This is a genomic window from Bradyrhizobium sp. MI1.3 (assembly GCF_055811695.1).
Map to the genome: position 1 here is coordinate 20,728 of NZ_JBVVPQ010000057.1, position 22,389 is coordinate 43,116.

22 protein-coding genes are annotated in these 22,389 nt (G+C 64.0%); 11 read left to right on the forward strand and 11 right to left on the reverse strand.

Annotation, left to right across the window (positions count from 1 at the left end):
• The first annotated feature begins 6 nt into the window (after nucleotides 1-6).
• On the forward strand, nucleotides 7-966 hold the full coding sequence (locus AC0L3A_RS30450) for a LysR substrate-binding domain-containing protein (RefSeq protein WP_473255744.1): 960 nt from the start codon (nucleotides 7-9) through the stop codon (nucleotides 964-966).
• 121 nt (nucleotides 967-1,087) lie between these two features.
• Nucleotides 1,088-3,214 carry an O-linked N-acetylglucosamine transferase, SPINDLY family protein gene (locus tag AC0L3A_RS30455; RefSeq protein WP_473255745.1) on the forward strand — a complete coding sequence of 709 codons (2,127 nt, stop codon included), beginning with the start codon at nucleotides 1,088-1,090 and terminating at the stop codon, nucleotides 3,212-3,214.
• Between the two features lie 12 nt (nucleotides 3,215-3,226).
• Here AC0L3A_RS30455 and AC0L3A_RS30460 read toward each other — a convergent pair whose 3' ends face one another.
• Both AC0L3A_RS30460 and AC0L3A_RS30465 read right to left on the reverse strand, forming a co-directional pair.
• Entirely contained in the window at nucleotides 3,227-3,766 is a 540-nt protein-coding gene (locus AC0L3A_RS30460; protein ID WP_007602478.1) for a cupin domain-containing protein, read from the reverse strand.
• Nucleotides 3,767-3,914: 148 nt separating this feature from the next.
• A complete protein-coding gene (locus AC0L3A_RS30465) occupies nucleotides 3,915-4,202 on the reverse strand; it encodes an usg protein (RefSeq protein ID WP_007602477.1) in 288 nt (95 codons plus the stop codon).
• A gap of 377 nt (nucleotides 4,203-4,579) precedes the next feature.
• Here AC0L3A_RS30465 and AC0L3A_RS30470 point away from each other — a divergent pair, with 377 nt between their 5' ends.
• Together AC0L3A_RS30470 and groL are read left to right on the forward strand one after the other, a co-directional pair.
• A complete protein-coding gene (locus tag AC0L3A_RS30470) occupies nucleotides 4,580-4,894 on the forward strand; it encodes a co-chaperone GroES (RefSeq protein WP_007602476.1) in 315 nt (104 codons plus the stop codon).
• A 44-nt stretch (nucleotides 4,895-4,938) separates the two neighbouring features.
• Complete coding sequence (gene groL / locus AC0L3A_RS30475; RefSeq protein ID WP_007602475.1) at nucleotides 4,939-6,579, forward strand: chaperonin GroEL; 1,641 nt, start codon at nucleotides 4,939-4,941, stop codon at nucleotides 6,577-6,579.
• A gap of 237 nt (nucleotides 6,580-6,816) precedes the next feature.
• Here the strand turns inward: groL and lepB are convergent, their stop codons facing one another.
• Together lepB and AC0L3A_RS30485 are read right to left on the reverse strand one after the other, a co-directional pair.
• Nucleotides 6,817-7,563 carry a signal peptidase I gene (gene lepB / locus AC0L3A_RS30480; protein WP_219684955.1) on the reverse strand — a complete coding sequence of 249 codons (747 nt, stop codon included), beginning with the start codon at nucleotides 7,561-7,563 and terminating at the stop codon, nucleotides 6,817-6,819.
• A 107-nt stretch (nucleotides 7,564-7,670) separates the two neighbouring features.
• Nucleotides 7,671-8,504 carry a LysR family transcriptional regulator gene (locus tag AC0L3A_RS30485; RefSeq protein ID WP_035995675.1) on the reverse strand — a complete coding sequence of 278 codons (834 nt, stop codon included), beginning with the start codon at nucleotides 8,502-8,504 and terminating at the stop codon, nucleotides 7,671-7,673.
• A 132-nt stretch (nucleotides 8,505-8,636) separates the two neighbouring features.
• Here AC0L3A_RS30485 and AC0L3A_RS30490 point away from each other — a divergent pair, with 132 nt between their 5' ends.
• The 3 genes from AC0L3A_RS30490 (at nucleotide 8,637) to AC0L3A_RS30500 (ending at nucleotide 11,346) form a co-directional block, all read left to right on the forward strand.
• The gene (locus AC0L3A_RS30490) at nucleotides 8,637-9,230 is read left to right on the forward strand and encodes a cysteine hydrolase family protein (RefSeq protein ID WP_219684954.1); all 594 of its coding nucleotides are present in this window, start codon (nucleotides 8,637-8,639) and stop codon (nucleotides 9,228-9,230) included.
• A gap of 13 nt (nucleotides 9,231-9,243) precedes the next feature.
• Entirely contained in the window at nucleotides 9,244-9,882 is a 639-nt protein-coding gene (locus AC0L3A_RS30495) for a glutathione binding-like protein (protein ID WP_219684953.1), read from the forward strand.
• A gap of 111 nt (nucleotides 9,883-9,993) precedes the next feature.
• Entirely contained in the window at nucleotides 9,994-11,346 is a 1,353-nt protein-coding gene (locus AC0L3A_RS30500) for a caspase family protein (RefSeq protein WP_219684952.1), read from the forward strand.
• A 31-nt stretch (nucleotides 11,347-11,377) separates the two neighbouring features.
• Here AC0L3A_RS30500 and AC0L3A_RS30505 read toward each other — a convergent pair whose 3' ends face one another.
• Nucleotides 11,378-12,451, reverse strand: a complete 1,074-nt coding sequence (locus AC0L3A_RS30505; RefSeq protein WP_219684951.1) for a DUF2778 domain-containing protein — start codon at nucleotides 12,449-12,451, stop codon at nucleotides 11,378-11,380.
• Nucleotides 12,452-13,098: 647 nt separating this feature from the next.
• On the opposite strand from AC0L3A_RS30505, the gene AC0L3A_RS30510 reads away from it, so the two are divergent.
• Nucleotides 13,099-13,623, forward strand: a complete 525-nt coding sequence (locus AC0L3A_RS30510) for a FecR domain-containing protein (protein ID WP_219684950.1) — start codon at nucleotides 13,099-13,101, stop codon at nucleotides 13,621-13,623.
• Nucleotides 13,624-13,699: 76 nt separating this feature from the next.
• Nucleotides 13,700-15,589, forward strand: a complete 1,890-nt coding sequence (locus AC0L3A_RS30515) for a CHASE2 domain-containing protein (protein ID WP_219684949.1) — start codon at nucleotides 13,700-13,702, stop codon at nucleotides 15,587-15,589.
• A 26-nt stretch (nucleotides 15,590-15,615) separates the two neighbouring features.
• On the opposite strand, the gene AC0L3A_RS30520 is transcribed toward AC0L3A_RS30515, so the two are convergent.
• From AC0L3A_RS30520 to AC0L3A_RS30535, 4 genes are all read right to left on the reverse strand, one after another.
• Nucleotides 15,616-17,118: a glycosyltransferase family 39 protein gene (locus AC0L3A_RS30520; protein WP_007602466.1), complete on the reverse strand. Its 1,503-nt coding sequence runs from the start codon at nucleotides 17,116-17,118 to the stop codon at nucleotides 15,616-15,618.
• A 6-nt stretch (nucleotides 17,119-17,124) separates the two neighbouring features.
• Nucleotides 17,125-18,258, reverse strand: a complete 1,134-nt coding sequence (locus AC0L3A_RS30525) for a glycosyltransferase family 2 protein (protein ID WP_007602465.1) — start codon at nucleotides 18,256-18,258, stop codon at nucleotides 17,125-17,127.
• Between the two features lie 290 nt (nucleotides 18,259-18,548).
• Complete coding sequence (locus tag AC0L3A_RS30530; protein WP_007602463.1) at nucleotides 18,549-18,752, reverse strand: hypothetical protein; 204 nt, start codon at nucleotides 18,750-18,752, stop codon at nucleotides 18,549-18,551.
• Nucleotides 18,753-18,840: 88 nt separating this feature from the next.
• The gene (locus tag AC0L3A_RS30535) at nucleotides 18,841-19,221 is read right to left on the reverse strand and encodes a hypothetical protein (RefSeq protein WP_007602461.1); all 381 of its coding nucleotides are present in this window, start codon (nucleotides 19,219-19,221) and stop codon (nucleotides 18,841-18,843) included.
• Nucleotides 19,222-19,336: 115 nt separating this feature from the next.
• On the opposite strand from AC0L3A_RS30535, the gene AC0L3A_RS30540 reads away from it, so the two are divergent.
• Nucleotides 19,337-20,158 (forward strand): DUF72 domain-containing protein, encoded by an 822-nt coding sequence (locus AC0L3A_RS30540; RefSeq protein ID WP_219684948.1) that lies wholly within the window; start codon nucleotides 19,337-19,339, stop codon nucleotides 20,156-20,158.
• 22 nt (nucleotides 20,159-20,180) lie between these two features.
• Entirely contained in the window at nucleotides 20,181-20,642 is a 462-nt protein-coding gene (locus AC0L3A_RS30545; protein ID WP_007602457.1) for a DUF488 domain-containing protein, read from the forward strand.
• Nucleotides 20,643-20,757: 115 nt separating this feature from the next.
• Here the strand turns inward: AC0L3A_RS30545 and AC0L3A_RS30550 are convergent, their stop codons facing one another.
• Nucleotides 20,758-21,672 carry a PhzF family phenazine biosynthesis protein gene (locus AC0L3A_RS30550; RefSeq protein ID WP_007602456.1) on the reverse strand — a complete coding sequence of 305 codons (915 nt, stop codon included), beginning with the start codon at nucleotides 21,670-21,672 and terminating at the stop codon, nucleotides 20,758-20,760.
• A 210-nt stretch (nucleotides 21,673-21,882) separates the two neighbouring features.
• Entirely contained in the window at nucleotides 21,883-22,107 is a 225-nt protein-coding gene (locus AC0L3A_RS30555; protein ID WP_473255748.1) for an amidohydrolase family protein, read from the reverse strand.
• Nucleotides 22,108-22,389: the final 282 nt, after the last annotated feature.

The window sequence follows — 22,389 nt, forward strand, 5'->3', positions numbered from 1 at the left end:
GATCTGATGAAATTCCAGTTTCATACTCTCCTATACGGATTTGATATGGCCACCAGACGCATGGGCCTGAAGCATGTGGAGGCTTTTCGGGCGGTCTTCGTGACGGGATCGATGACGCAGGCGGCTCAGCGCATGCATACCTCGCAACCCCAGATCAGCCGCTTGATCGGACAGCTGGAAGCGATCACACAATTCCCGCTGTTCGACCGCAGTGGCGGCCGCCTCCGCCCGACGGTGGACGGATCGCGCTTTTTCCAGGAGGTCGAGAAGACTTTCATCGCCTTGGCAGGACTGGAGGCCAGCGCAGCCAGCATCCGCTCGTTCGGTATGGGTCGGTTAAGCGTTGCGGCGATGCCGCGCCTGGCCGGCGGCCTGCTGACGCGCATCGCGGCACGCTTCAAGGTGGACTATCCGCATGTGATGATCTCGATCCGATCCGGCACGGCGAGCGCCGTGCACGACTGGGTCAGTTCCGGGCTTTGCGACACCGGATTGGCGATGCTCTACGGCGAGGTTGCCGGGGTGCATGTCGAGCCGGTGCTCAAGACCCGTTGCGTCGCGATCATGCCGAAGGCGCATCGTCTTGCGCAGAAGAAGACGTTGCGTCCCGCCGATTTCGCCGACGAGGCCTTCATTTCCTTCGCCACGGGGAGCCCACTATACGATCGCATCGATACGATCTTCGCGCAGGCGGGCGTCGCGCGCCGCATTGTTGCGGAGACCGATCTGGGCGCGTCGGTCTGTGCCCTGGTCGCGGCGGGCCTCGGCATCAGCATTATCAACCCGATTGCCGCGCATGACGAAAGCTCTGGCGCGGCTCTGGTCACGCGCCCCTTCAACCCGGCTGTCCCCGTTACGATCGCATTGCTCTATCCGCCTTATGCCGCGCGCGCCCGGTTGATTGATGCCTTCAGCGAATATGCTCGCAAGGTCATGAGCGCGGAATTGGGCTATCTCAAGCGGTAGTGGGTCGATCCGGCGTGAAGCTTGTGTGAGGCTGGTGCCGTCGCAGCTCCGATAGAGCGCAGCGCAATCCGGACAATCCTTCCATGTTAATCTCTTCAGGAGATTCGGGTGGAATTGATTCATGAGCAACAGCGCAGGCCAGCGGGCATTTCAAAATGCCCGGCTTCAGAAACGGCAAAAAGCCGAGGTGACGCCGTTGCTCGCGCGCGCCCTCCAGCTGCACAAAGCGGGACTTCTCCGCGAGGCCAAGGCGGCCTATCGCGAACTCCTGGAGCTCGCGCCCAACCAATTCATCGCGCTTCATTTGCTGGGCGTCTTGGAGTCTGAAGCCAAAAACTATCAGCAAGCGCAAGTTCTGCTGAGCCGAGCGGTTGCCGTGGATCCGCGATCTGCCGAAGCTCATATGAGCCTGGGCGTCGCGCTCAACGGGCTCAAACGTCACAATGAGGCCCGCGAGAGCTATCGAAAGGCCCTCGCCTTCCGACCCAACTACGCCTTAGCCCTGTCCAATCTCGGGAACGCGAGCGCGGCCCTTGAACTTTACCAGGAAGCGCTCGAGAGCTACGACAAGGCGCTCGCAATCGACGGAAAACTTTCCGAAGCCCATAACGACCGGGGTTGGGCGCTCTGCCGTCTGCGCGCCTATGACGAGGCTATCGCAAGCTTAAACCGCGCGCTATCGATCAAGCCTGACTATGCCTCGGCGCTGTCGACCCGCGCCGTTGCATTGCGGGAACTTCAGCGATTTGACGAAGCCATGGCGGATTGCAATCGAGCAATCGCCCTGGCACCCGATGACGCGAATGGGTGGCTCCGGCGGGCCAGCATCCTGCTCCTGACCCGGCAAGTTGCTGAAGCATTGGCCGATTGCGAGATGGCTCTCGCGACCGATCCCGGCTTCTCTCAGGCCCACAGCCTGCTCGGCCAATGTCTCGCGGCACTTGGCCGGGTTGACGAAGCCCTCGCCAGTTTCGACAGAGCTCTCGACATCGAGCCTGATCAGAGCACGATCTCCAGCAAGATATTCACCCTCGATTTTGTGGCCGACGCCAGCGTTGCGCAGCATCAGCAAGCGCGACATGTATGGTGGGAGCAGATCGGTGCGAAGATCGCCTCAGCAGCGGCGGGACCGCATGATAACAGCCGCGATCCGGATCGCCGTCTGGTGCTGGGTTATGTCTCGTCGGATTTTCACGCACATTCGGCGGCGTTCGTTTTCAAGCCGGTCTTGCAGCACCATGATCGGGCACAGTTCGAGATCGTGTGCTACGCGTGTTCAGCGAAAGCGGATGCGACGACCCGCGAATTTCAGGGGATCGCCGATCGCTGGCGCGACGCCTCGCAATGGTCCGACGATCGTCTCGCCGCTCAGATCCGCGCCGATGGCGTCGATATCCTGATCGATCTGTCCGGCCATACCAGCGGAAACCGCCTCGGTGTGTTTGCGCGCAAGCCCGCACCTGTTCAGGCGCATGGCTGGGGCCACGGTACCGGCACCGGGCTGCCGACGATCGATTATCTATTCTCAGACCCGGTCGCGATTCCTGTCGCGGTTCGGCATCTGTTTGCGGAGACCATCGTTGACCTGCCGTGCTTTGTGACGCTGGCGCCGCTGCCGGCGGGGATTGCGCGGGCGCCGACGCCGGCGATTGCGAACGGCTTCGTCACGTTCGGTGTCTTCAACCGCATCAGCAAGATTTCGAACGAGGCAGTGGAAGTCTGGTCCAGGATTCTCGAGCGGGTGCCGGGTTCGCGACTGCTGATCAAGGATACCGCGCTGGACGCTCAGCTGGTCCGCGACAACCTGCTGGCGCGGTTTGCCGCTTGCCGATTGCCGGCCGAACGCGTCGATCTGCTCGGAGCCACGTCGCGCGACGAACATCTGGCAACGTTCAATCGGGTCGATATTGGTCTCGACCCATTCCCGCAGAATGGCGGCGTCAGCACTTGGGAAGCCTTGCAGATGGGCGTGCCGGTGGTGGCGAAGCTCGGTCATAGCCTGCCGAGCCGTGCTGCCGCCTCCATCCTTGCCGCGCTGGGCCTGCCGGACTGGGTCGCGGATAGCGATGAGGCGTATGTCGAAATCGCAGCGAGCCGTGGGTCGCAGATCGGCGAGCTCGATAAGTTGCGCGGCGAACTGCCCGGACAAATCAAGGCTGCCGCCGCCGGCAACCCCGTCTCATACGCGCAAGCGGTGGACGATGCCTATCGCGCGATGTGGAAACGCTATTGCAACGACGGCGGCTGATCTGCGCGTCGCCTACGCCTTCAACTCCACCGTCCTGAACTCCGCCGGCAGGATCACCTCCAGCAGTTCGACGTCGTCCGAATAGTCGAGGATCATGTGCTTGATCTTCGGCGGCTGGGTCCAGGCGCTGCCTTCTTTCATCAGCGTCTCGCCCTCTCCGTCCATATAGGTCTTCACCCAGCCCTTGAGCACGTAGACCATCTGGAATTCGACGTCGTGGAAGTGCAGCTTCGACACCTCGTCCGGATTGCAGGGGCCTTGCAGCCGGATCACGTGCGCTTGCGCGAGGCCGTGGCTCGCGGCGGCGATGCCGAGATCGCGATACTTCGCGTAGGTGCGCAGGCCGTCGGCCTTGAAATCTTCCTCGCGGTGATGGCTGATCGCGATGCGCTGCTTGGGCCGCGCGGTTTTCTTGACGGATGACTTGGCCGTTGTCGTGGGGGCTTTTGCCTTCACCGCCTTGCGCGCCGTGGATCGTGCTGCGGGTTTGGCCCCGCTTTGCTTCTTCACCGCCGCCTGCGATGCGCTACGCGATTTTGCTTTCTTGGCCATGAGCGGCCTCCCCTGTTGTTATGGGGAGAGGCTAGCACAGAAGCGAAATCGTGGGGTGGGTCAGCGCGAACGTAACCCACCTCTTCTTTCCGCAACCGTTGAAGCATGGTGGGTTACGCTGACGCTAACCCACCCCACAGCTCCGCCTTCAATGCAGCCGGAACACGCCGTCCACCGCGCGCAGCTCGGCCGGCTTGATCAGCTTGGAATGCGCGACGGTGACCGAGAATAGCGGCCCGTCGAGCTTCTTCTGCCAGAACGCCAGGAAATCCGTCAGCGCGGGAAATTTCGGAAACATGTCGTAGTTCTGCCAGACATAGGTCTGGAGCAGCGAGCGATGATCCGGCATCCGGTAGAGAATTTCGGCCGTCGTCAGCCCGTAACCCAGCACCTGTTTCCGGAAGTCGTCGGAAACAACCCCAACTCGCGAGACCATGCCAACCTCCTTTGCAGGAGCGCATATTCAAGGGATGGCTTTCCGGTACGCGCCCTACGAGCCACCCGGCGGAGATGCGCTCACATGAGTGAAATGTGACGCAAACTGACAATCCATCTCAAGCCCAAAAGTTTAACAAGCTGTTGAAATTCAATGCGTTAGCAGCAGATGCGGCTCCGTGCTAATACGGGCGCCGGCGCGATTAACGATGGGAAGAGATTTTGGCAGGCGGCGCTTCCGAGTGCTATTTTTCTGCTACAAGCCCTTGCTCCCGCCAAAATCCTGCCTTATCTCAGCTGTGCCCGTGCTAGCACTCGCGGGCGCAGACTGCTAACAACCCCAAATTCCCAACTCGTGCAAAAGCTTAGGAGAACTGCATGAAATTCCGTCCGCTTCACGACCGCGTCGTGGTCAAGCGCATCGACGCAGAAGAGAAGACCGCTGGCGGCATCATCATTCCCGACACGGCCAAGGAAAAGCCCTCGCAGGGCGAGATCGTCGCCGTGGGCCCGGGTGGCCGCGACGAAGCAGGCAAGCTGATCCCGATCGACCTGAAGGTCGGCGACCGCGTGCTGTTCGGCAAGTGGTCCGGCACTGAGGTCAAGATCGACAACATCGATCTGCTGATCATGAAGGAAAGCGACATCATGGGCGTCCTCGACGTCCCCGCTTCCAAGAAGAAGGCGGCCTAAGAGCCCCTCTCTTATCCAGCTAAACACCTAAGGAAAAAATCCAGATGGCAGCAAAAGAAGTTAAATTCTCCGTTGATGCGCGCGACAAGATGCTCCGCGGCGTCGACATTCTCGCCAATGCGGTGAAGGTCACGCTCGGTCCGAAGGGCCGCAACGTCGTGCTCGACAAGTCGTTCGGCGCTCCCCGCATCACCAAGGACGGCGTCACCGTCGCCAAGGAGATCGAGCTCGAGGACAAGTTCGAGAACATGGGCGCGCAGATGGTGCGCGAAGTCGCTTCGAAGTCCGCTGACGCGGCCGGCGACGGCACCACCACCGCCACTGTGCTGGCCCAGGCGATCGTGCGCGAAGGCGCCAAGTCGGTTGCCGCCGGCATGAACCCGATGGACCTGAAGCGCGGTATCGACCTCGCGGTCGAAGCCGTCGTTGCGGACCTCGTCAAGAACTCCAAGAAGGTTACCTCGAACGACGAGATCGCCCAGGTCGGCACCATCTCGGCCAACGGTGACGCGGAGATCGGCAAGTTCCTCGCCGACGCCATGAAGAAGGTCGGCAACGAGGGTGTCATCACCGTCGAGGAAGCCAAGTCGCTCGAGACCGAGCTCGACGTCGTCGAGGGCATGCAGTTCGACCGCGGCTACATCTCGCCCTACTTCGTCACCAACGCCGACAAGATGCGCGTTGAGATGGACGACGCCTACATCCTCATCAACGAGAAGAAGCTCTCCTCGCTGAACGAGCTGCTGCCGCTGCTCGAGGCCGTGGTGCAGACCGGTAAGCCGCTGGTCATCGTCGCCGAGGACGTCGAAGGCGAAGCGCTTGCGACCCTGGTCGTGAACCGTCTCCGTGGCGGCCTCAAGGTTGCGGCCGTCAAGGCTCCGGGCTTCGGCGATCGCCGCAAGGCCATGCTGCAGGACATCGCGATCCTGACCGGCGGCCAGGCGATCTCGGAAGATCTCGGCATCAAGCTCGAGAACGTCACGCTCAACATGCTCGGTCGCGCCAAGAAGGTGATGATCGACAAGGAGAACACCACGATCGTCAACGGCGCCGGCAAGAAGGCCGACATCGAAGCGCGCGTGGCTCAGATCAAGGCGCAGATCGAGGAAACCACCTCGGACTACGACCGTGAGAAGCTCCAGGAGCGTCTTGCCAAGCTCGCTGGCGGCGTCGCAGTGATCCGCGTCGGCGGCGCGACCGAGGTCGAGGTGAAGGAGCGCAAGGATCGCGTTGATGACGCGATGCATGCGACCCGCGCCGCGGTCGAGGAAGGCATCGTCCCGGGCGGCGGCGTCGCCCTGCTCCGTGCCTCCGAGCAGCTCAAGGGCCTGCGCACCAAGAACGACGACCAGAAGACCGGCGTCGAGATCGTGCGCAAGGCGCTCTCCGCGCCCGCTCGCCAGATCGCGATCAATGCCGGTGAAGACGGCTCCGTGATCGTCGGCAAGGTCCTCGAGAACAAGTCGTACGCCTACGGCTTCGACTCCCAGACCGGCGAATATGTCGACCTCGTCAAGAAGGGCATCATCGACCCGACCAAGGTGGTCCGTACCGCGATCCAGAACGCAGCCTCGGTTGCGGCTCTCTTGATCACCACGGAAGCCATGGTCGCCGAGCTGCCCAAGAAGGGCGGCGCCGGTCCGGCGATGCCCCCGGGCGGCGGCATGGGCGGCATGGATTTCTGATCCAGCCATTCCGGCAAACGACAAAATGCGAAACCCCGGCAGCGATGCCGGGGTTTTGTTTTTGGAGGATCGCTTCACGCGCCCCGCGATCATAGTCCGTAGCCTGGAAGGAGCGGAGCGCAATCCGGGGCACCGTATCCGGCGCGAGCAGTCTCCTGGATTACGCTGCGCTCCATCCAGGCTACGAACTCAATTCATGCAGGCGCCGCGCACTGCCCCGGGAATGGCGGAGCGGCCTCACCACACCTTCCCCAGTCGCTCCATGTGCGGCTCGCCCTCTTGGTCGAGCGACCAGAATATCCGCGTCACCTTGCCGACCAGATTGTCCATCGGCACGAATCCGATCGACGACATCACGCGGCTGTCGCTCGAGTTGTCGCGATTGTCGCCGAGCACGAAAAAATGGCCTGGCGGCACGGTGTAGACGTCGGTGTTGTCGTAGTAGCCGTTGTCGACGCAGTCCTGCGTGACGTAGGAGGCGCCGTTCGGCAGCGTCTCGCGCCAGCGCTTGGCCTTCGCAGCGGCGTCCACGCCGCAGCTGGAGCCGGCGAATACCTGCTTCAGAGCGACGCGCGTCACCGGGCGGTCGTTGAGGACGAGCTGGCCCTGCCGCATCTGGATGCGATCACCGGGCAGCCCGACCACGCGCTTGACATAGTCGACCGAGGTGTCCTTCGGCGTCCGGAACACGACGACGTCGCCATACTCGGGCTCAGCGGCCCGGAAACGCCCGGAGATCCATGACGGCGCGAAGGGAAACGAATAGCGGCCATAGCCATAGGCATATTTTGCGGCAAAGACGTAATCGCCGACCACCAGCGTCGGCGTCATCGAGCCGGACGGGATGTTGAACGGCTGAAACAGGAAGATGCGAAACAGGAACGGCGGCGACCACAGCACCGGAGTCAGGAGGATCAGGACGACGATCGCCTTCCATTCCCGCACTTTGGCCTGCGGGTGGATGGTTTCCTGAAGAGTGCTCATGCGCCTGCCCCGATCAAGCCCGTGCTCGTTGCGAGATTACGCAACCTTTGCGCGCGCGCAATCCCATAACTTGGTCGCGCCGCGCACGGATCGCGTTCACGCCGCAATCAGCCGCGCGCGAGATCGCTGAAGCAACGGCGGATCCATTCGATGGTGAGCCGCGTCGCCGGATCCCGCTTGAGGTGGTTCTGCACCAGCAGCCAGACGTCGCGGCGGCCAGGCAGCAGCGTGGCGCGCAGGCGGCGATCGCCGAGCAAGTCCGCGCAGACGTGCTCCGGTAACACGCCCGCGGCCTGATGCGCGCGGATCAGGTTACGGATGACCCGAACATTGTCGGTGACGCAGCGCGCGCGGGCTTTCTTCGCGCGCAGGAATTGCATCTCGGGAATGGCACCGAGCTCGTCGGGATAGGCGCACAGCATCGGCTCGCCCTCCGTCGTAACAGGCTCGAAATAATAGAGCTTGACGTCACCGAGCCTGGAGATCGCGAAGTCGCCCTTGTCGGGCTTGCGCAGCCGGATGGCGAGATCGGCTTCCCAGCGCGAGAACTTGACGTTCTCGCTCGAGGTGAGGAATTGCAATGTCAGGCCGGGATTGGTGCGCAGGAAGTCGCTCGCCCGCGGCGACAGAACCTCCTCGGCGACCGTGTTGGTGGAAGCGATACGCAGGCGTCCCACCGGACCTGCCAGACTCTCGCCGACGCGACCGATCTCGGCGGCATGTGCGGCCATCGCCTCGACATGCGCCAGCACCGCCTCGCAACTCCGCGTCGGCCGGCGCTGACCGTCCACCGCATCGAACAGCGGCACCCCGAGATCGCGCTGGATGCGTGCGAGTCTGCGTCCGACAGTGGTCTCGTCGATGCGCAGCCGCGCGCTGGCGCCGGCATAGGTGCCTTCGTCCCTCACCGCGGCGATGATGCGCAGATCGTCCCAGTTCATGGCGATGAACCTAGCAGGCACGACCGAATCCTGCAAATTTGCAGCCACATGCTGCAATAGTCCTGCACATTAGCAGGCCGCCACCGCGCTACTGTCGCGCCATCCGATATTCCCCAGGAAGGCCCGACCCGCATGACCGCCCCTAAAACCCTGCTTGAATTGTCCGGCGCCGATCTCACTCCGCCCGGGCTCGGCGATTCCTGCCTCGTGCTGATCGACATCCAGAACGAATATTGCGCCGGCCCGCTCGCCTTGCCGGATGCGGAGCCCGCGATCGCCGCCGCCGCGCGCCTGCTCGCCCGCGCGAGGGCGAGCGGCGCTGCGATCTTCCATATCGCGCACAAGGGACGTGCCGGCAGCCTGTTCGACCGCGAGGCCGCGCGCGGCGCGATCGTCAAGAACGTGGCGCCGCTCGCCAGCGAAGCCGTGATCGAAAAGGCGCTGCCGAACGCTTTTGCCGGCACCGACCTGCAGGTCCGGCTGGCCGCAACCGGACGCACGAACATCGTGCTGGCCGGTTTCATGACCCATATGTGCGTCAGCTCGACGGCCCGCGCCGCGCTCGACCTCGGCCTGCGCACGACGATCGCAGCCGATGCCTGTGCGACACGCGATCTTCCCGATGGCCGCGGCGGAGCGCTCTCCGCGAAGACCATTCACGAGGTCGCCCTGGCCGAATTGTCGGACCGGTTTGCGATCATCGCGCAAACCGAGGCGCTGACCTGAAGGAGCGTGGGCGATGCTGCAACTCTATTTTTCCCCGATGGCCTGCTCGCTTGCGAGCCGCATCGCGCTGATGGAAGCGAGCCTCGATGCCCGCTATCATCCGGTCCATCTCCAGACCAAGCAGGTCGTGGACGACGGCAGCGACTTCCTCGGCGTTTCCCCAAAGGGCGCGGTGCCGGTCCTGGTGCTGGAGAATGGCGAGCGGCTGACCGAATGCGCCGCGGTGCTGCAATACATCGCCGATCTGAAGCCGCAGGCGGGGCTTGCACCCGCGTTCGGAGATCCCGATCGCTATCGGCTCCAGGAATGGCTCAGCTTCATCGGGGCCGAGATCCACAAGGCGTTCCTGTTTCCGACCTTCTGGTACAAGGACGACGCCTCGCTTGCCAAGCCGCGTACAAGGATAGCGCAGAGCTTATCGATCCCTGCCACGCATCTGGCGGACCGCGAATTCCTCGTCGGCAACAGCTTCACCGTGGCAGATGCCCACCTCACCTGGGCTTTGCTGCTGCTCCGTCCCGCAGGCGTCGACATCGCGCAATGGCCATCGTTATCGGCCTATCTCGCGCGCATGCAGGCCCGGCCCACCGTGCGGGATGCGATTGCGACCGAAATGGCGGTGCGCAAGACGATGGCGGCGAGCCCGGCGTGACAGGATGTCACGGCCGCGAAACCTGAGCGTTGTCTCCGGCAGGGCATTGATGTCGGCGCGGCATGCGCTAATCTGGAGGGATATTTTTCGACATTTCCTTGGAAGGCATTCATGCGTGCTCTTTCCAGTTTTTGCCTCGCCAAACTTTGCGTCGCCCTCTTCGCGTGGTGGCTATGCCCCGAGCCTGCATCGGCGGAAACGCGGGTCGCGCTGGTGATCGGCAACGGCGCCTATGCCAGTACGGCGAAGCTTCTCAATCCGTCGCACGATGCCGAAGACGTCGCCGCCTCGCTCAAGCGCAGCGGCTTCGAGGTGCTCCAGGGCATCGACCTGCGCCAGGCCGACATGCAGGACCTCACCATCCGCTTCGCGCGCGCCGCGAGCAAAGCCGACGTCGCCATGTTCTACTACAGCGGCCATGCGATGCAGTACAACGGCGTGAACTATCTGATGCCTGTCGACGCCGTGCTGAGCGACGAAGCCGACCTGAAGCGCTTCGTGCGGGTCGACGACATCGTGAACGATCTGCAGCAGGCCAAGAACCTGCGCATCCTCATCCTCGATTCCTGTCGCGACAATCCGCTGGCCGAATCCTTGAAACGCTCCGCCGGCATGACGCGCGGCGCCTCGATCGGTCGAGGCCTATCGAAAGTCGAAGCACCGCGCGGCACGATCGTGTCGTTCTCAACCCAGTCCGGGCAGACCGCGGCCGATGGCAGCGGCCGCAACAGCCCCTACACGACGGCGTTCCTGAAGCACATCGAGGAGCCGCAGGAGATCGGCGAAGTCTTTCGCGACATCAGCAGCGACGTCTACGATTCCAGTGGCAGGACCCAGCTCCCGGAGCTGTCGCTGTCGATCATCGGCAAGTTCTATCTGAACGGGCCGGTGTCGGTCACGGTGGCCCCGGCCGCGCCGCAAGCCGCACCTCGGCCTGATCCTTGCGCCGCCGCAGAAGCGCACTGGAAGGCCGCGGACGGCATCGGCACGCTCGGTGCTTTCGAGGATCACCTCGCGAGATTTCCGAATTGCATCTTCGCCACGCTCGCCAAAGCTCGGATCGAGGGCCTGAAGCAGAAGGTGGCGCTCGCGCCGGCAACCGGCAACGCCCGTACCGCGAAGGACTTCGACGGCAATTGGGACGTGACGTTGAACTGCCCGCCTACCGGCAAGGCGCAGGGCTTCACCCGGGCTCTGTCTGCCACGGTTGCGAACGGCGTGTTTCACGCTGACGCTCAGAGCCAGGGCGCCGTCAATCGCCTGGAGATCGATGGCCAGATCCCCGCGGACGGCAAGACCACTTTGAGCGCGCGCGGAACGACGGGGGCGAGCACCTATACCCTCAACAATCTCGCGCCCGGCTCGCCCTACGCCTTTACGGTCGATGCGCAGTTCGATCGCACCCGAGGCACCGGCAAGCGCAACGAGGCGCGCGCCTGCGGCCTGGTCTTCGTCAAGCGCTGATCGTGCAAAAAGCGGTGAGGCGCATTGCGCCTCACTCCACCCGCGCCAGCACCGCGAGTTTGCGGATGCCCTTGTTGCGGTAGGCGTCGAGGAACGCGTAATAATCCTTGAAGGACACGCAGCCGTTGGAATCGCCATTGGGCCCGAGCATGAAGGTGTGCGCGAGCAGGCCGTCGCGGCCGTAGATCGCGCTCTCACCGCCAATCGGGGTCAGGCGCAGCGCCGGAACGCCGTGGAACAGCGCTTCGCGCGGCTTCAGGTCGTAGATGTGCGGCGGCGTCACGCCACGCATGCGGATGCGCGAGGAACGGGGATCGTCGAGATTGGAGCCGAGGCCGGAATGTGCCTCGAGCTTGGTGCCGTCAGGCAGATACACCGTCTTCGCGCTGATGTCGTAAACCGCGGTGGAGCGGTCGTAGGGCGCCGAACCGCCGAGCATGGGATTCTGCTCCTTCGGCGCGATGGAAGCGGTCACGCTGGCGTCGGCCGAGGCATAGGCGAGCAGTCCGCCGGAGGGCTCGCGCTTGCCCCAGAGCTTTTCCACCATCGACTGACGCGGCCCGGTGATCGACATCACTGCAGCCTTGGCGCGATCGGCGATCGATTTTGGCTTCGCCTCAGGCGCCGGCACGATCTCGGCCGGATCTGCCGAGGCAAGCTGCACCGGCGCGTCGGCGCCGCGCTTGGACTTCGCAGCGTCAGCGATCTTGGCGGGACTTGGCTTCAGGACCTCCGCGACCCTCGCGATCACGCTCGGCTTCGGCGCGTCCTTGGCTTCCGCGATCTTGGCTGCGGGCGCGGCGCTCGCCGCATTCGATGTCACGCCTTGGGTCGCAGCCGCGGCAAAGCGATCGTTGAACATCTCGCGTGAGATCGGCGCTGCCACCTGCAACCGGTCGGGCAAGAGCGCAAAGGCTTCCTTGACGGCCTCACCGGCCTCGCGCAGCGCGACCCTGGGCGCGCGCTTGATCACGGGCTCGTCGTAGCCGCTGCTGCCGACCGTCGGATAGACGCTGGCGGCAAAGATGTTGCTGTAGATGGTCCAGCCGGCGCCAAGCACGACGCAGCCGATCGCGGCGGCGCCAAGCACGTTTTGCGTGGTCATTTTCCGGGAAGGCTTCCGATAAGAAGTGCTCGAGAATCCTTTGGACTTTCGTGCCGCGATGCCTTGCGCAGCGATACTCGTACTCATTCGCCTTGCGTCCAGAACGGTGTCACTCAGTCCCCCTTCGAAGCGCCGCTGGTCACGATCCGGGAACAGCATCTCGCAGAGGGTCGGAGCGTCATTAAGGCCACTTTTAGTTAAATGCGGATTAAGTTCGGGCGGATGTGGGGCAACCCGTTCGGGTCGTCCCATTTTGGGAAAAAGCCCGCAGGACTACGGACTTAGGCGCGTCTGTTAACTATAATTCTCGGCCGGATCGCTGCGGTCGGCGAACGTCTTTGGCCGCCTCTCTAGACGCACCAACCAAGTCGTTTTCGTGGTCTTCAATACCCGGACGTTAACGGGGAATCATTGCGCGAGGCTGGTGTGCAATAGCCCGCTTCCACGTCTCGTGGCACGCCGCTTACGCATCGCACAGGGCCCTCGCACGGCACGGCGCCCTGACCGAAAGTTGATCGAGCCGGTCTGGCAAAGCCCGCGCCGAGAAAATAGCTGCGATGTCGGCACTTTTCAGCAGCCTCTGCGTGTGATACGGTACCGTATCAACATCGCCTTGAACTGTGCCTGGCACGCAAACGGAGGCTGGCATGAGAGAGTTCGCGCGCGCGGGGTTTTTCGCTCTGGCGGGGTCGCTTCTGTTGACCGGACATGCGATTGCCCAGCCCGCTGCCAATGTTGGCTGCACGGCATCGCCATCCGCTGCCGGTACGCAGACCTGGCGCTGCGATAACGGCATCACCATCGTTGCGGAAAACGGCGCCAGATTTGAACTTAAGGACGCCAACCGCGACGGACATATAGACTCGGTGGAGTTGAGCAGCAAAGCGCTGCTGGTCGAGGTGCCCAAGAAGCCCGGCGGCAATCCCTTCAAGGTGCTGACGCCGCAAGCGATCGCCGCGGTGCGCGGCACGAAATGGGCGGTCGATGTCGCAGAGGCCAAGACCTCCGTCTTCGTGGCTGACGGTCGTGTCGGCGTGAGCCGCAGGAGCGGCGGGCGCGGCGTGGTACTAGGCCGCGGCGAAGGCGTCGACGTGGAAGCGACAGGCCCGTTGACGGTGAAGACATGGGGTCAGCCGCGCGTCGACGCGTTGATGACAAGACTAGGTCAATAGACTAGGCCGATAAGTTCGGGTCACCGGGGCTCGGCCAACAGCATTTGGACGATAGAGAGAATTGCAACACGACCACATGAGTAGCCGACGCGTTCAGATCCTCGTGGCACTCGTCCTCACCGCGCTGTGGGGCGTGAGCATCTATGCCGGCCATGCCAACGGTCATCTGCGCTTTCTCGATCGCCTCGAGGCGACGCTGACGGATTGGCGGACGCAGGTCCGCGGCGTGCGGGTTCCGCCCGATCTCGTCACCATCGTCGCGATCGACGACACCGTCGTGAAGCGCGGCGGCAGCTATCCGCTGCCGCGCGCCGATCTCGCCCGCGTCGTGGACACCATCGTGCAGTTCAAGCCGAAGGTCGTCGCGATCGACCTGCTGCTGGTCGACCGCAGCGCTGCGATCGGCGACGCCACGCTGGCAAATACGCTGGCGACGGGTCCCATCGTCCTTGCCGCCGCGGCGATCTTCCCGTCCGCCAGCGAGACCGTGGAGACCAGCGGCCAAGGCCCCCTCGCCGCCCTGCCGCAGGCCGAGCGCTTCCTGCTGCCTCTGCCGGCGTTCGCCGATCATGCCGAGGTCGGCGTCGTTAACGTTGCGACCGGACAATCAGGCTCGCCGCTCTCGGTGCCGATGCTGTTCCGGACCAGCGACAAGGTCGAGCTGTCCTTTCCGTTGCGGGTCGCGGCGCGCGCGCTCGACAGGTCTCTGACGATCGCGCCGGACCATCTGATGCTCGGCGACCGCGCGGTGCCGACCGATACCGATTTCGCGCTGCCGATCACCTATTACGGCCCGCGCCGGACCATCCGCACCGTCAGCGCACAGAGCATCTTCGACGGCACGTTAAGTCGCGCGGCGATCGAGAACCGGATCGTCGTGATCGGGGCCTCGGTCGCCGGCGGCGGTGATTTCTACCCAACGCCGTTCGATTCCCTGATGCCCGGCGTCGAAGTGGTCTCCACCGCGATCACCCATCTCGTCGCCGGCGACAGCATCGTGCGCGACCGCAAGGTCCACATCGCCGACGCGCTCATCGCGATCCTGTTGCCGATGCTGCTGGTAGGCCTGCTCGCCTGGCGGCGCAGCGCGCTTGGCATCGTCACCGCGGCCGCGGTGATGATCGCCTGGGCCGGCTTCAATCTGTTCGCGTTCACGCACGGCGCCTGGCTGAACGCCGCGACCACGCTCGCCGCAGCAGTGCCGCCGGTTGCGGTCTTTGCCGGCGTGCAATTGTGGGCGGGAGGCCGCCGCACGCAATATTTCGCAGCCAAGAGCCGGTCGCTCGCGCAATTCCAGGCGCCGGCCGTGCAGGAGTGGTTGGCGCGCGATCCGAATTTCCTGTCGACACCCGTCCGGCAGGACGCAGCAATGGTCTTCATCGATCTCTCCAGCTTCACGGCGTTGAGCGAGCGGATTGATCCAAGCGAGCTCCAGGACATTCTAAAGGCGTTTCACGCGCTGATCGAGAAGACCGCGATCGATTGCGGCGGCATGATCAGCGGCTTTCTCGGCGACGGCGCCATGATCCTGTTCGGCCTGCCCGGCGCAATGCCCGACGACGCCGCACGCGCGCTGAAATGCGCGATCGACCTGCACCGCGGCGTTGAACGCTGGATCGCATCGTTGCCGCCCGCGATCAGGAATCAGCTCGGCTTCAAGATCGGCGCGCATTTCGGCCCGATCGTCGCCTCCCGCCTCGGCGAAAGTCATCAGCACATCACGGCGACAGGCGACACCGTCAACGTGGCGAGCCGGTTGATGGAGGTCGCCGCCCAGAACGGCGCGCGGCTCGCGCTCAGCGATACGCTGCTGGATGCGGCCGACTTTCAGAGCGGTCCCGACGGCGTTCTGTCGGGCCCCCTGCTCACGCAGGTCCGCGGCCGCTCCGGCGTCGTGACCGTCTGGTTCTGGCGCGACCAGGACAGGCCGAACCAGGCCGCGACCAAGGCCGAGATGATCGACTGAACCTTCGTCGTCGTTCCGAGGAAGAGCTACCGCGCTTCCGGCGGTGGCGAGCGGTCCAGGACGTCGCCCTTGGCGCCTTCGAGCAGATCCATGCTGTAAGTCTCGATCACGAGCGGGCCGCGCTTGCGCTGCAATTGCGCGACCTGCGTCACCTTCCCAAAGAGGTCGTGGACGGCGGGATGGCCGTCAGAGCGCAGCTCGTCGACATAGATCAGCTTGCCCGCAAGCAGCTTTGGATCCGGCTCGGGCATGTTGGCCCAGCGGATGCGCTGGTTCTGCTGCGCCACGCAGCTGCCGCGCGGCAGATAGAAGGCGAGCCAGCCTGTCGTGCCGTAGTCCGGCGCAAGCACGCAGGTCGCGCCATTGCGGACGCGCACCGCTTCGATTTCGGCAGCGAGCTCGCGCCAGCCGACGCCGACGCTGCGCACGGTCGCATCGCGGCGATAGCCGGACAGCCAGCCAGTATTGGCCTGCACGATCAGCGCGGCAAACATCACGATGCCGGTGGGTGCGGCCCAGCGCAGGCAGAAATCCGCGAGGCGCCGCTGGCGCGGCTTCCACTGCACGAGATTGGCGGCGGCGGCCGCGGCGACGACGAAAGGCGGATAGACCGGCGCGAACCAGTTGGCCTCGACGCGGGCATGCAGCGAATGCCAGACGAAATAGGCGACGATGGTCCAGAACATCGTCTCGATCAGCACGCGCGAGGCCAGCGCGCCGGCCCGGCGCCAGGTCAGCGCGTGCAGCCCCATCGCGCCGAGGATGAACACCAGCGGGGTTGCGAACGCGATCTGGGTCGGGATCAGTTCGGCAATGAAGACCGGACGAAAATCCTCGATCCTGGCGCGCCCGAGCTGCTTGGCGAACGAGACCCATTGATGATCGGCATTCCAGAGGATCACCGGCGAGAACAGCGCGAGCGCAACGAAACCGCCGAGATACGGCCAGGGCGAGAGAAACCAGTGCCGCAGTTTCGGCACGGCCGCGATCCAGATCAGGATCGCCAGCCCGAAGAACATAGCGGTGTATTTCGACAGGAGCGCCGCGCCGACGGCTGCGCCGACCGCGAGCCACCAGACGCCGCGGCCGCTCTCCAGCACCTTGGCGAGAAAGAACAGCACGAAGCTGGAGGCAACCAGAAGCGGCGCATCGGGCGTGACGATCAGCGTGCCGACCGAGGCCAGCAGCGTCACGTTGAGCAGGATGGCGCTGGTCGCCGCTACCCGCGCACCGCCGAACAGGATCGCAGCGGAGCGATAGATCGCGTAACTCATCGGCAGCGCGAGCAGGATCGAGACCAGGCGGACGCCGAGTTCGGTGTCGCCGGCGATGAGGGTGCCGGCGCGGATGACGTAGGCAACCATCGGCGGGTGGTCGTAATATCCCCCGGCGAGGTTCTGCGACCACATCCAGTAATAGGCTTCGTCGAAGGTGATCGGCGTGACGGCGGCCGCGACGAGCCGCAAGCCGACCAGCGCAATGATTACCAACGCCGTATTGCGGACGATCCGCGCGTCAGTCCCGCCCATCGTGAGCTATTTCTTGCGCCAGACGAACAGTCCGGACATCGCGTAGTTCCACACCACGCCCATCAGCGCCCCGGCCGCACCGGCAAGCCACCAGATCGGCTCCTGGTCGTAGACCGAAAAGGCGACGCCGACATTGGCGAGCAGGCCGACGCTGCACACGATGTAGAACGCGATCAGCCCGCGCAGCAGTGCAAAGCCCTTCAGCCGCTGGTCGCGATAGGTGAGGAAGTTGTTGAGAACGAAATTGCTGGTCATCGCGACGATGGCGCCGGAGGCCTGCGCTTCCGCGAACGGCTCCTTGAACAGCTCGAGCGATATGAACAAGGTGGTGAGATGCACCACGAGGCCGATCCCGCCGACCATCGCGAACAGCAGGAAACGTAACGAGACAGCATCGTTGGTGAACTTCGCCAGCACCAGGCCGAGAAAATCCAGCGCGACCATCGAATCGAGCTTGCTTTCGCCGTGCTGGCGCTCGCCGAACGTGTAGGGAATTTCGATGGCGCGCAAGGTGCCGTTGGCGCTGGCGACGAGGTCGAGCAGGATCTTGAAGCCGTGCACGGAAAGTTTCGGCGCCAGCTGCTCGAAGCGGTCGCGGCGAACCATGAAGAAGCCGCTCATGGGATCGGCGATCTCGACCCGCAGCGCTTTCCTGGCGAGTTCCGTTGCCAGCGCGCTGGCGCCGGCGCGCTGCTTGTTGAAGCCTTCGCTCTTGTAGCCCTCGATGTAGCGGCTGCCGACCACGAGTTCGGCCTGCCCGCTCGCGAGCAGCGACAGCATCTTCGGCAGTTGCGTCTCGTCGTGCTGAAGATCGGCGTCGATCACGGCCGCATAGGGCGCGCTGGAAGCCAGGATGCCCTCGATGCAGGCCCCCGACAGGCCGCGGCGGCCAATACGGCGGACACAGCGCACGCGGCTGTCGCGCTGTGCCAGCGCGCGCACGACATCCCAGGTGCCATCAGGCGAATTATCGTCGACGAACACGACCTCCCAGGCGATGCCGGCCAGCACGGCCTCCAGCCGCCGGTACAGCACCGTGACATTGTCGCGCTCGTTGAAGGTCGGGACGACGACCGACAATTCCGGCGCCGGCGAAGCCGCCTGTGGGGTATCGGAGCCCGGTCTGATCGCTTGATTCATGACGGCAGCGTATATCCGCCGCGTCCTGTGCTGCCAAGAACTTGTGCTGCCAAGAACTTGTGCTGCCAAGAACTTGCGCTGGCAAGCCGGGGTTTCTCTGGGGGGCGGCCCAAAAGGGGCCCTAAAATGCCAACGACCCCGGAACGGCGGGCGGCGCGTACATCCGGCGCAGCCTGTGCTATTCCAAGGTCGTTCCAGCGCCGGAGTTTTCGCTCAACGTCGCCGTTAGAAGCTAAATAGGAACGACAAAGCCGCTTTGCAAGGAGCGAAAGAGGCCCTTTTTCATGCCCTTACTGGTTGGGGACTTCCTTGATCACCGGCCCTCGCGGCACGGGCGCGGCAGGGGCCGCCGGCGCCGTAATGGCGGCCGGATCGGCCTTCGCAGGCTTGGGCGGCTTGCCGTACTGGCCGATCGGCCCGAAGACGACGGCGACCGCAAGCACGATCGCCGCGACGATCGCGCCCAAAATGCCCCCCACCGACTCAGACGACATGGAAACCCATTCCTGTTCCAGATGCGCCCAGTGATACCATGGATGAGCGCGCTGCCGGAAGGGCTTGCCGGACGCACGGGTCGATGGGCTATTTCTGCGGCGGCTTGTGCTTGACGAAGGCCGTCACGATGTCCTTCTGCGCCGCCTCCACCGCTCTGTTCGCGGTCGCGAGATGAGCGCCGGCATCGATACCCGGATATTGCGTGGTGAGATAATCGAGCAGTGCCACCCGGTAGTATTGTCGCTCTGACGGACAGGCTCCGGCGACGGAGCGGCCAAAGTCCTGTTCCGACAGGCCCTGATTGCCGTCGCGCGAATATTCCCGCGCCAGGCAATGCCAATAATCGTCGCGGCCCTGCATGGCGAGCTTCTGCGCACCCTTGGCATCGTCATCGTCGGCCATGACTGAAGATATCATGGCAGCAGATGTCATCATGACGAGCGCCGCTCCCACCACCAGCATCCGCATCTTGTTCTCCTTTTTTCGCAGATCCCGTCGCGAGCTTAGACGGGACGTCGCAACTGGCCAATCACAACTGGTTTGATTAGGATGGAGGCCCTCCTCCCGCATCCGAGATCCTCCCGTGGCCAAAGCAAAAACCGCGTCTAAAAAATCCGGCAACATCTACATCGGCATCGGCGGCTGGACCTTCGAACCATGGCGTGGGGTGTTCTATCCGGAGAAGCTCACGCAAGCCAAGGAGCTGTCCTACGCCGCCTCGAAGCTGACCTCGATCGAGATCAACGGCACCTATTACGGCTCGCAGAAACCGGAGAGCTTTCGCAAATGGGCGAGCGAGGTGCCTGATGGCTTCGTGTTCTCGGTCAAGGGGCCGCGATTCGCCACCAACCGGCGCGTGCTGGCCGAGGCCGGCGATTCCATCAAGCGTTTCTATGATTCCGGCGTGCTGGAACTCGGCCATCATCTTGGGCCGGTGCTGTGGCAGTTCGCGCCGACCAAAAAATTCGACGGCGCCGATTTCGGCAAGTTCCTCGAGCTGTTGCCACGCAAGCTCGAGGGACGCGCGCTGCGCCATGTCGTCGAGGTCCGTCACGACAGTTTCTGCACGCCGGATTTCGTCGCGCTGATCCGCGAATTCGAGACGCCTGTCGTGTTCGCCGAGCACGGCAAATATCCGGCGATTGCCGACGTCGCCGGCGATTTCGTCTATGCCCGGCTTCAGAAAGGCAATGACGAGATCAAGACCTGCTATCCGCCGAAGCAACTCGATGCCTGGGCCAGGCGTTTTCAGGACTGGGCCGAGGGAAGCGAACCCGACGACCTGCCGAAGGTCGACAAGTCCAAGCCGAAGAAGGAGCCGCGCGACGTGTTCGCCTATGTCATCCACGAAGGCAAGGTGCGCGCGCCGGCCGGCGCCATGGAACTGATCGCGCGGGTGAGCTGAGGTGTTTCGCTAAAGGTCTGTCATGGCAAAGCTGAAAAAACTTTTCACCATCGGCTATGAGCAGACGCCGCCGAAGGCCGTACTGGACGAGCTGGAGCAATCCGGAGTCAAGCTGGTCGTCGATGTGCGCGCGGTGACGTCGTCGCGCCGGCCCGGCTTTTCCAAGAAGCAGTTGTCCGCGGGCCTCGACGAACGCGGCATCGCCTATGTCCACCTCGCCGCGCTCGGAACGCCGAAGGAAGGCCGCCTCGCCGCCCGCAGCGGGCAATACGATGTGCTGGAGAAGATTTTCTCAAAGCACCTGAAGACGCCGGAGGCCCGGGAGCAGATGGACGAGCTCTCCGCGTTGGTGAAGAAAGCAGGTCCGGTCTGTCTGCTTTGCTATGAACGCGATCACACCCACTGCCATCGCCAGATGATCGCTGAGATCATCGAGGAGCGTAACGGCGTGACGGTGAAGAATTTGGCGGGACGGCAGATCTAACCTCCGACCGTCATTCCGGGGCGCGCCTCTTGGCGCGAGCCCGGAATCCATCGGGCCGCAGAGTTGGTGGATGAATGGATTCCGGGCTCGCGCCACGCGCGCCCCGGAATGACCATTACCCCTCCCCCGCGAGCCTGAACGTTCCTTCCATCATCTGCACGCAGCACCCGCCGACATGGGCTGAGACGATCTTGCCGTCCTGCTTGCGCACGCGCGTCAGCAGGAGGCTCGGCCGACCCATGTCAAAGCCCTGGCCGACCGTGAGCTTCAATTCGCCATCTCGCGTGGCATCGAGCTCGGCAAACAGCGCGGCGGCTGCAACCGTGGCGCTGCCGGTGGCGGGATCCTCGGTGAGGCCGCTGGCGCCGCGCATGAACATGCGCGCCTGCCGTTCGCACGGCGCCTCCGCCGCGGGCACGTCGCGTGTATAGAACCACACCGAGCGGGCGTCGTCGCGCGGCAAGACCCTGCCGAACGCGGCCGCGTCGGGCCTGGCCCGTTTCAGCGCATCGCGCGAATGCACCTCCGCCACCAGGAACGGCGTTCCGACGCCGACGACCTGCGGCGCGTGGTGATCGATCCTGATGTCATCAGCGGTCAAGGAGATGCAGGCCGCAACGTCAGCGGCGGAAACCTGCGCCAATCGCGACAGCGGCTGCGGCGCGGTGAGTTCGGTGCTGATGACCCTTCCCTGCTCCCGAAAAATATCGACCGGCACCACCCCCGCCTTCTCCTCGAACAAAAGGCGCGGCTTCGGCTCTTTCGCGAGGCTCGCCAGCACGAAGGAGGTGCCGATATTGGGATGGCCGGCGAACGGCATTTCCCTCACCGGTGTGAAGATGCGCACCTCGGCGTCGTTGCCCCTGTCGCGCGGCGGCAGCACGAAGGTGGTCTCCGAATAGTTGAACTCGGTCGCGATCGCCTGCATCTGCTGTGTGGAGAGCCCGCCGGCATCGAGCACCACGGCGAGCTGGTTGCCGCCGAAGGCGCGGTCGGTGAACACGTCGATGGTGATGTAGCGGCGCTGCATCTTTCGCTTCCTCTTCACGCAAGCGCAGCCGCGGTCGGCTGCATCGCCGGCACTCTACAAGCCGGCGACATCGCCCGTCATGCCCCAAAATAGAGTGCAATCGGAGCAATCGCGGAAGACGGATCAAAAGCGGCAGAGCGAACGTGGCGATGCTAGCACTTGCGCGCGTTCACTCTGATCGACGATCAGCCCATCGATAAATCGCAGGTTCTACGCGTAGCTTTGCGCCTTCTCGAACTGCGTGTGCGGCCAGTCGCTGCCCCAGAGCAGTCGATCAAGGCCGTACGCGTTGCGCAGCAGCGGGTAGGCCGTCTTCGCAAAATCTTCGCCGGCCGCGCCGTTGCGATACGGCGCCGAATCTACTCGGCTACCTCCAGCGCGAGATCCCGCGGAGTCCGCCATCAGCGTTCGCAACGCCGGGCTGGCGGACTTCACCGGCCCGGCTTCGTCTCTGCAGCGAGTTAGTACGCGGACGCCGTATTGGGGAGGCAAGGCGGCTGCGTGTAAGGCGCAGAGGCATACGCGCCTGCTGCGGGAGCCCTGACGCAGTCGGTCGCCACGTGAGTTGCGGCGCGGCGCGGCACGCTGTCCCGCGCCGATGCGGCCTGGCTTTGGGTGACAGCAGCGGCGATCAGGGCGGCTGCAACAGGGATCGATCGAGTCATTGGCTTTCTCCGGGTGACAAAGGGAAGCTGAGATTTTCGGCTTCCACCGTGC

Coding starts and splice junctions, on each gene's coding strand:
- AC0L3A_RS30450 (WP_473255744.1), top strand. CDS start 7: ATGAAATTCCAGTTTCATACTCTCCTATACGGATTTGATATGGCCACC.
- AC0L3A_RS30455 (WP_473255745.1), top strand. CDS start 1,088: ATGAGCAACAGCGCAGGCCAGCGGGCATTTCAAAATGCCCGGCTTCAG.
- AC0L3A_RS30460 (WP_007602478.1), bottom strand. CDS start 3,766: ATGGCCAAGAAAGCAAAATCGCGTAGCGCATCGCAGGCGGCGGTGAAG.
- AC0L3A_RS30465 (WP_007602477.1), bottom strand. CDS start 4,202: ATGGTCTCGCGAGTTGGGGTTGTTTCCGACGACTTCCGGAAACAGGTG.
- AC0L3A_RS30470 (WP_007602476.1), top strand. CDS start 4,580: ATGAAATTCCGTCCGCTTCACGACCGCGTCGTGGTCAAGCGCATCGAC.
- groL (WP_007602475.1), top strand. CDS start 4,939: ATGGCAGCAAAAGAAGTTAAATTCTCCGTTGATGCGCGCGACAAGATG.
- lepB (WP_219684955.1), bottom strand. CDS start 7,563: ATGAGCACTCTTCAGGAAACCATCCACCCGCAGGCCAAAGTGCGGGAA.
- AC0L3A_RS30485 (WP_035995675.1), bottom strand. CDS start 8,504: ATGAACTGGGACGATCTGCGCATCATCGCCGCGGTGAGGGACGAAGGC.
- AC0L3A_RS30490 (WP_219684954.1), top strand. CDS start 8,637: ATGACCGCCCCTAAAACCCTGCTTGAATTGTCCGGCGCCGATCTCACT.
- AC0L3A_RS30495 (WP_219684953.1), top strand. CDS start 9,244: ATGCTGCAACTCTATTTTTCCCCGATGGCCTGCTCGCTTGCGAGCCGC.
- AC0L3A_RS30500 (WP_219684952.1), top strand. CDS start 9,994: ATGCGTGCTCTTTCCAGTTTTTGCCTCGCCAAACTTTGCGTCGCCCTC.
- AC0L3A_RS30505 (WP_219684951.1), bottom strand. CDS start 12,451: ATGACCACGCAAAACGTGCTTGGCGCCGCCGCGATCGGCTGCGTCGTG.
- AC0L3A_RS30510 (WP_219684950.1), top strand. CDS start 13,099: ATGAGAGAGTTCGCGCGCGCGGGGTTTTTCGCTCTGGCGGGGTCGCTT.
- AC0L3A_RS30515 (WP_219684949.1), top strand. CDS start 13,700: ATGAGTAGCCGACGCGTTCAGATCCTCGTGGCACTCGTCCTCACCGCG.
- AC0L3A_RS30520 (WP_007602466.1), bottom strand. CDS start 17,118: ATGGGCGGGACTGACGCGCGGATCGTCCGCAATACGGCGTTGGTAATC.
- AC0L3A_RS30525 (WP_007602465.1), bottom strand. CDS start 18,258: ATGAATCAAGCGATCAGACCGGGCTCCGATACCCCACAGGCGGCTTCG.
- AC0L3A_RS30530 (WP_007602463.1), bottom strand. CDS start 18,752: ATGTCGTCTGAGTCGGTGGGGGGCATTTTGGGCGCGATCGTCGCGGCG.
- AC0L3A_RS30535 (WP_007602461.1), bottom strand. CDS start 19,221: ATGCGGATGCTGGTGGTGGGAGCGGCGCTCGTCATGATGACATCTGCT.
- AC0L3A_RS30545 (WP_007602457.1), top strand. CDS start 20,181: ATGGCAAAGCTGAAAAAACTTTTCACCATCGGCTATGAGCAGACGCCG.
- AC0L3A_RS30550 (WP_007602456.1), bottom strand. CDS start 21,672: ATGCAGCGCCGCTACATCACCATCGACGTGTTCACCGACCGCGCCTTC.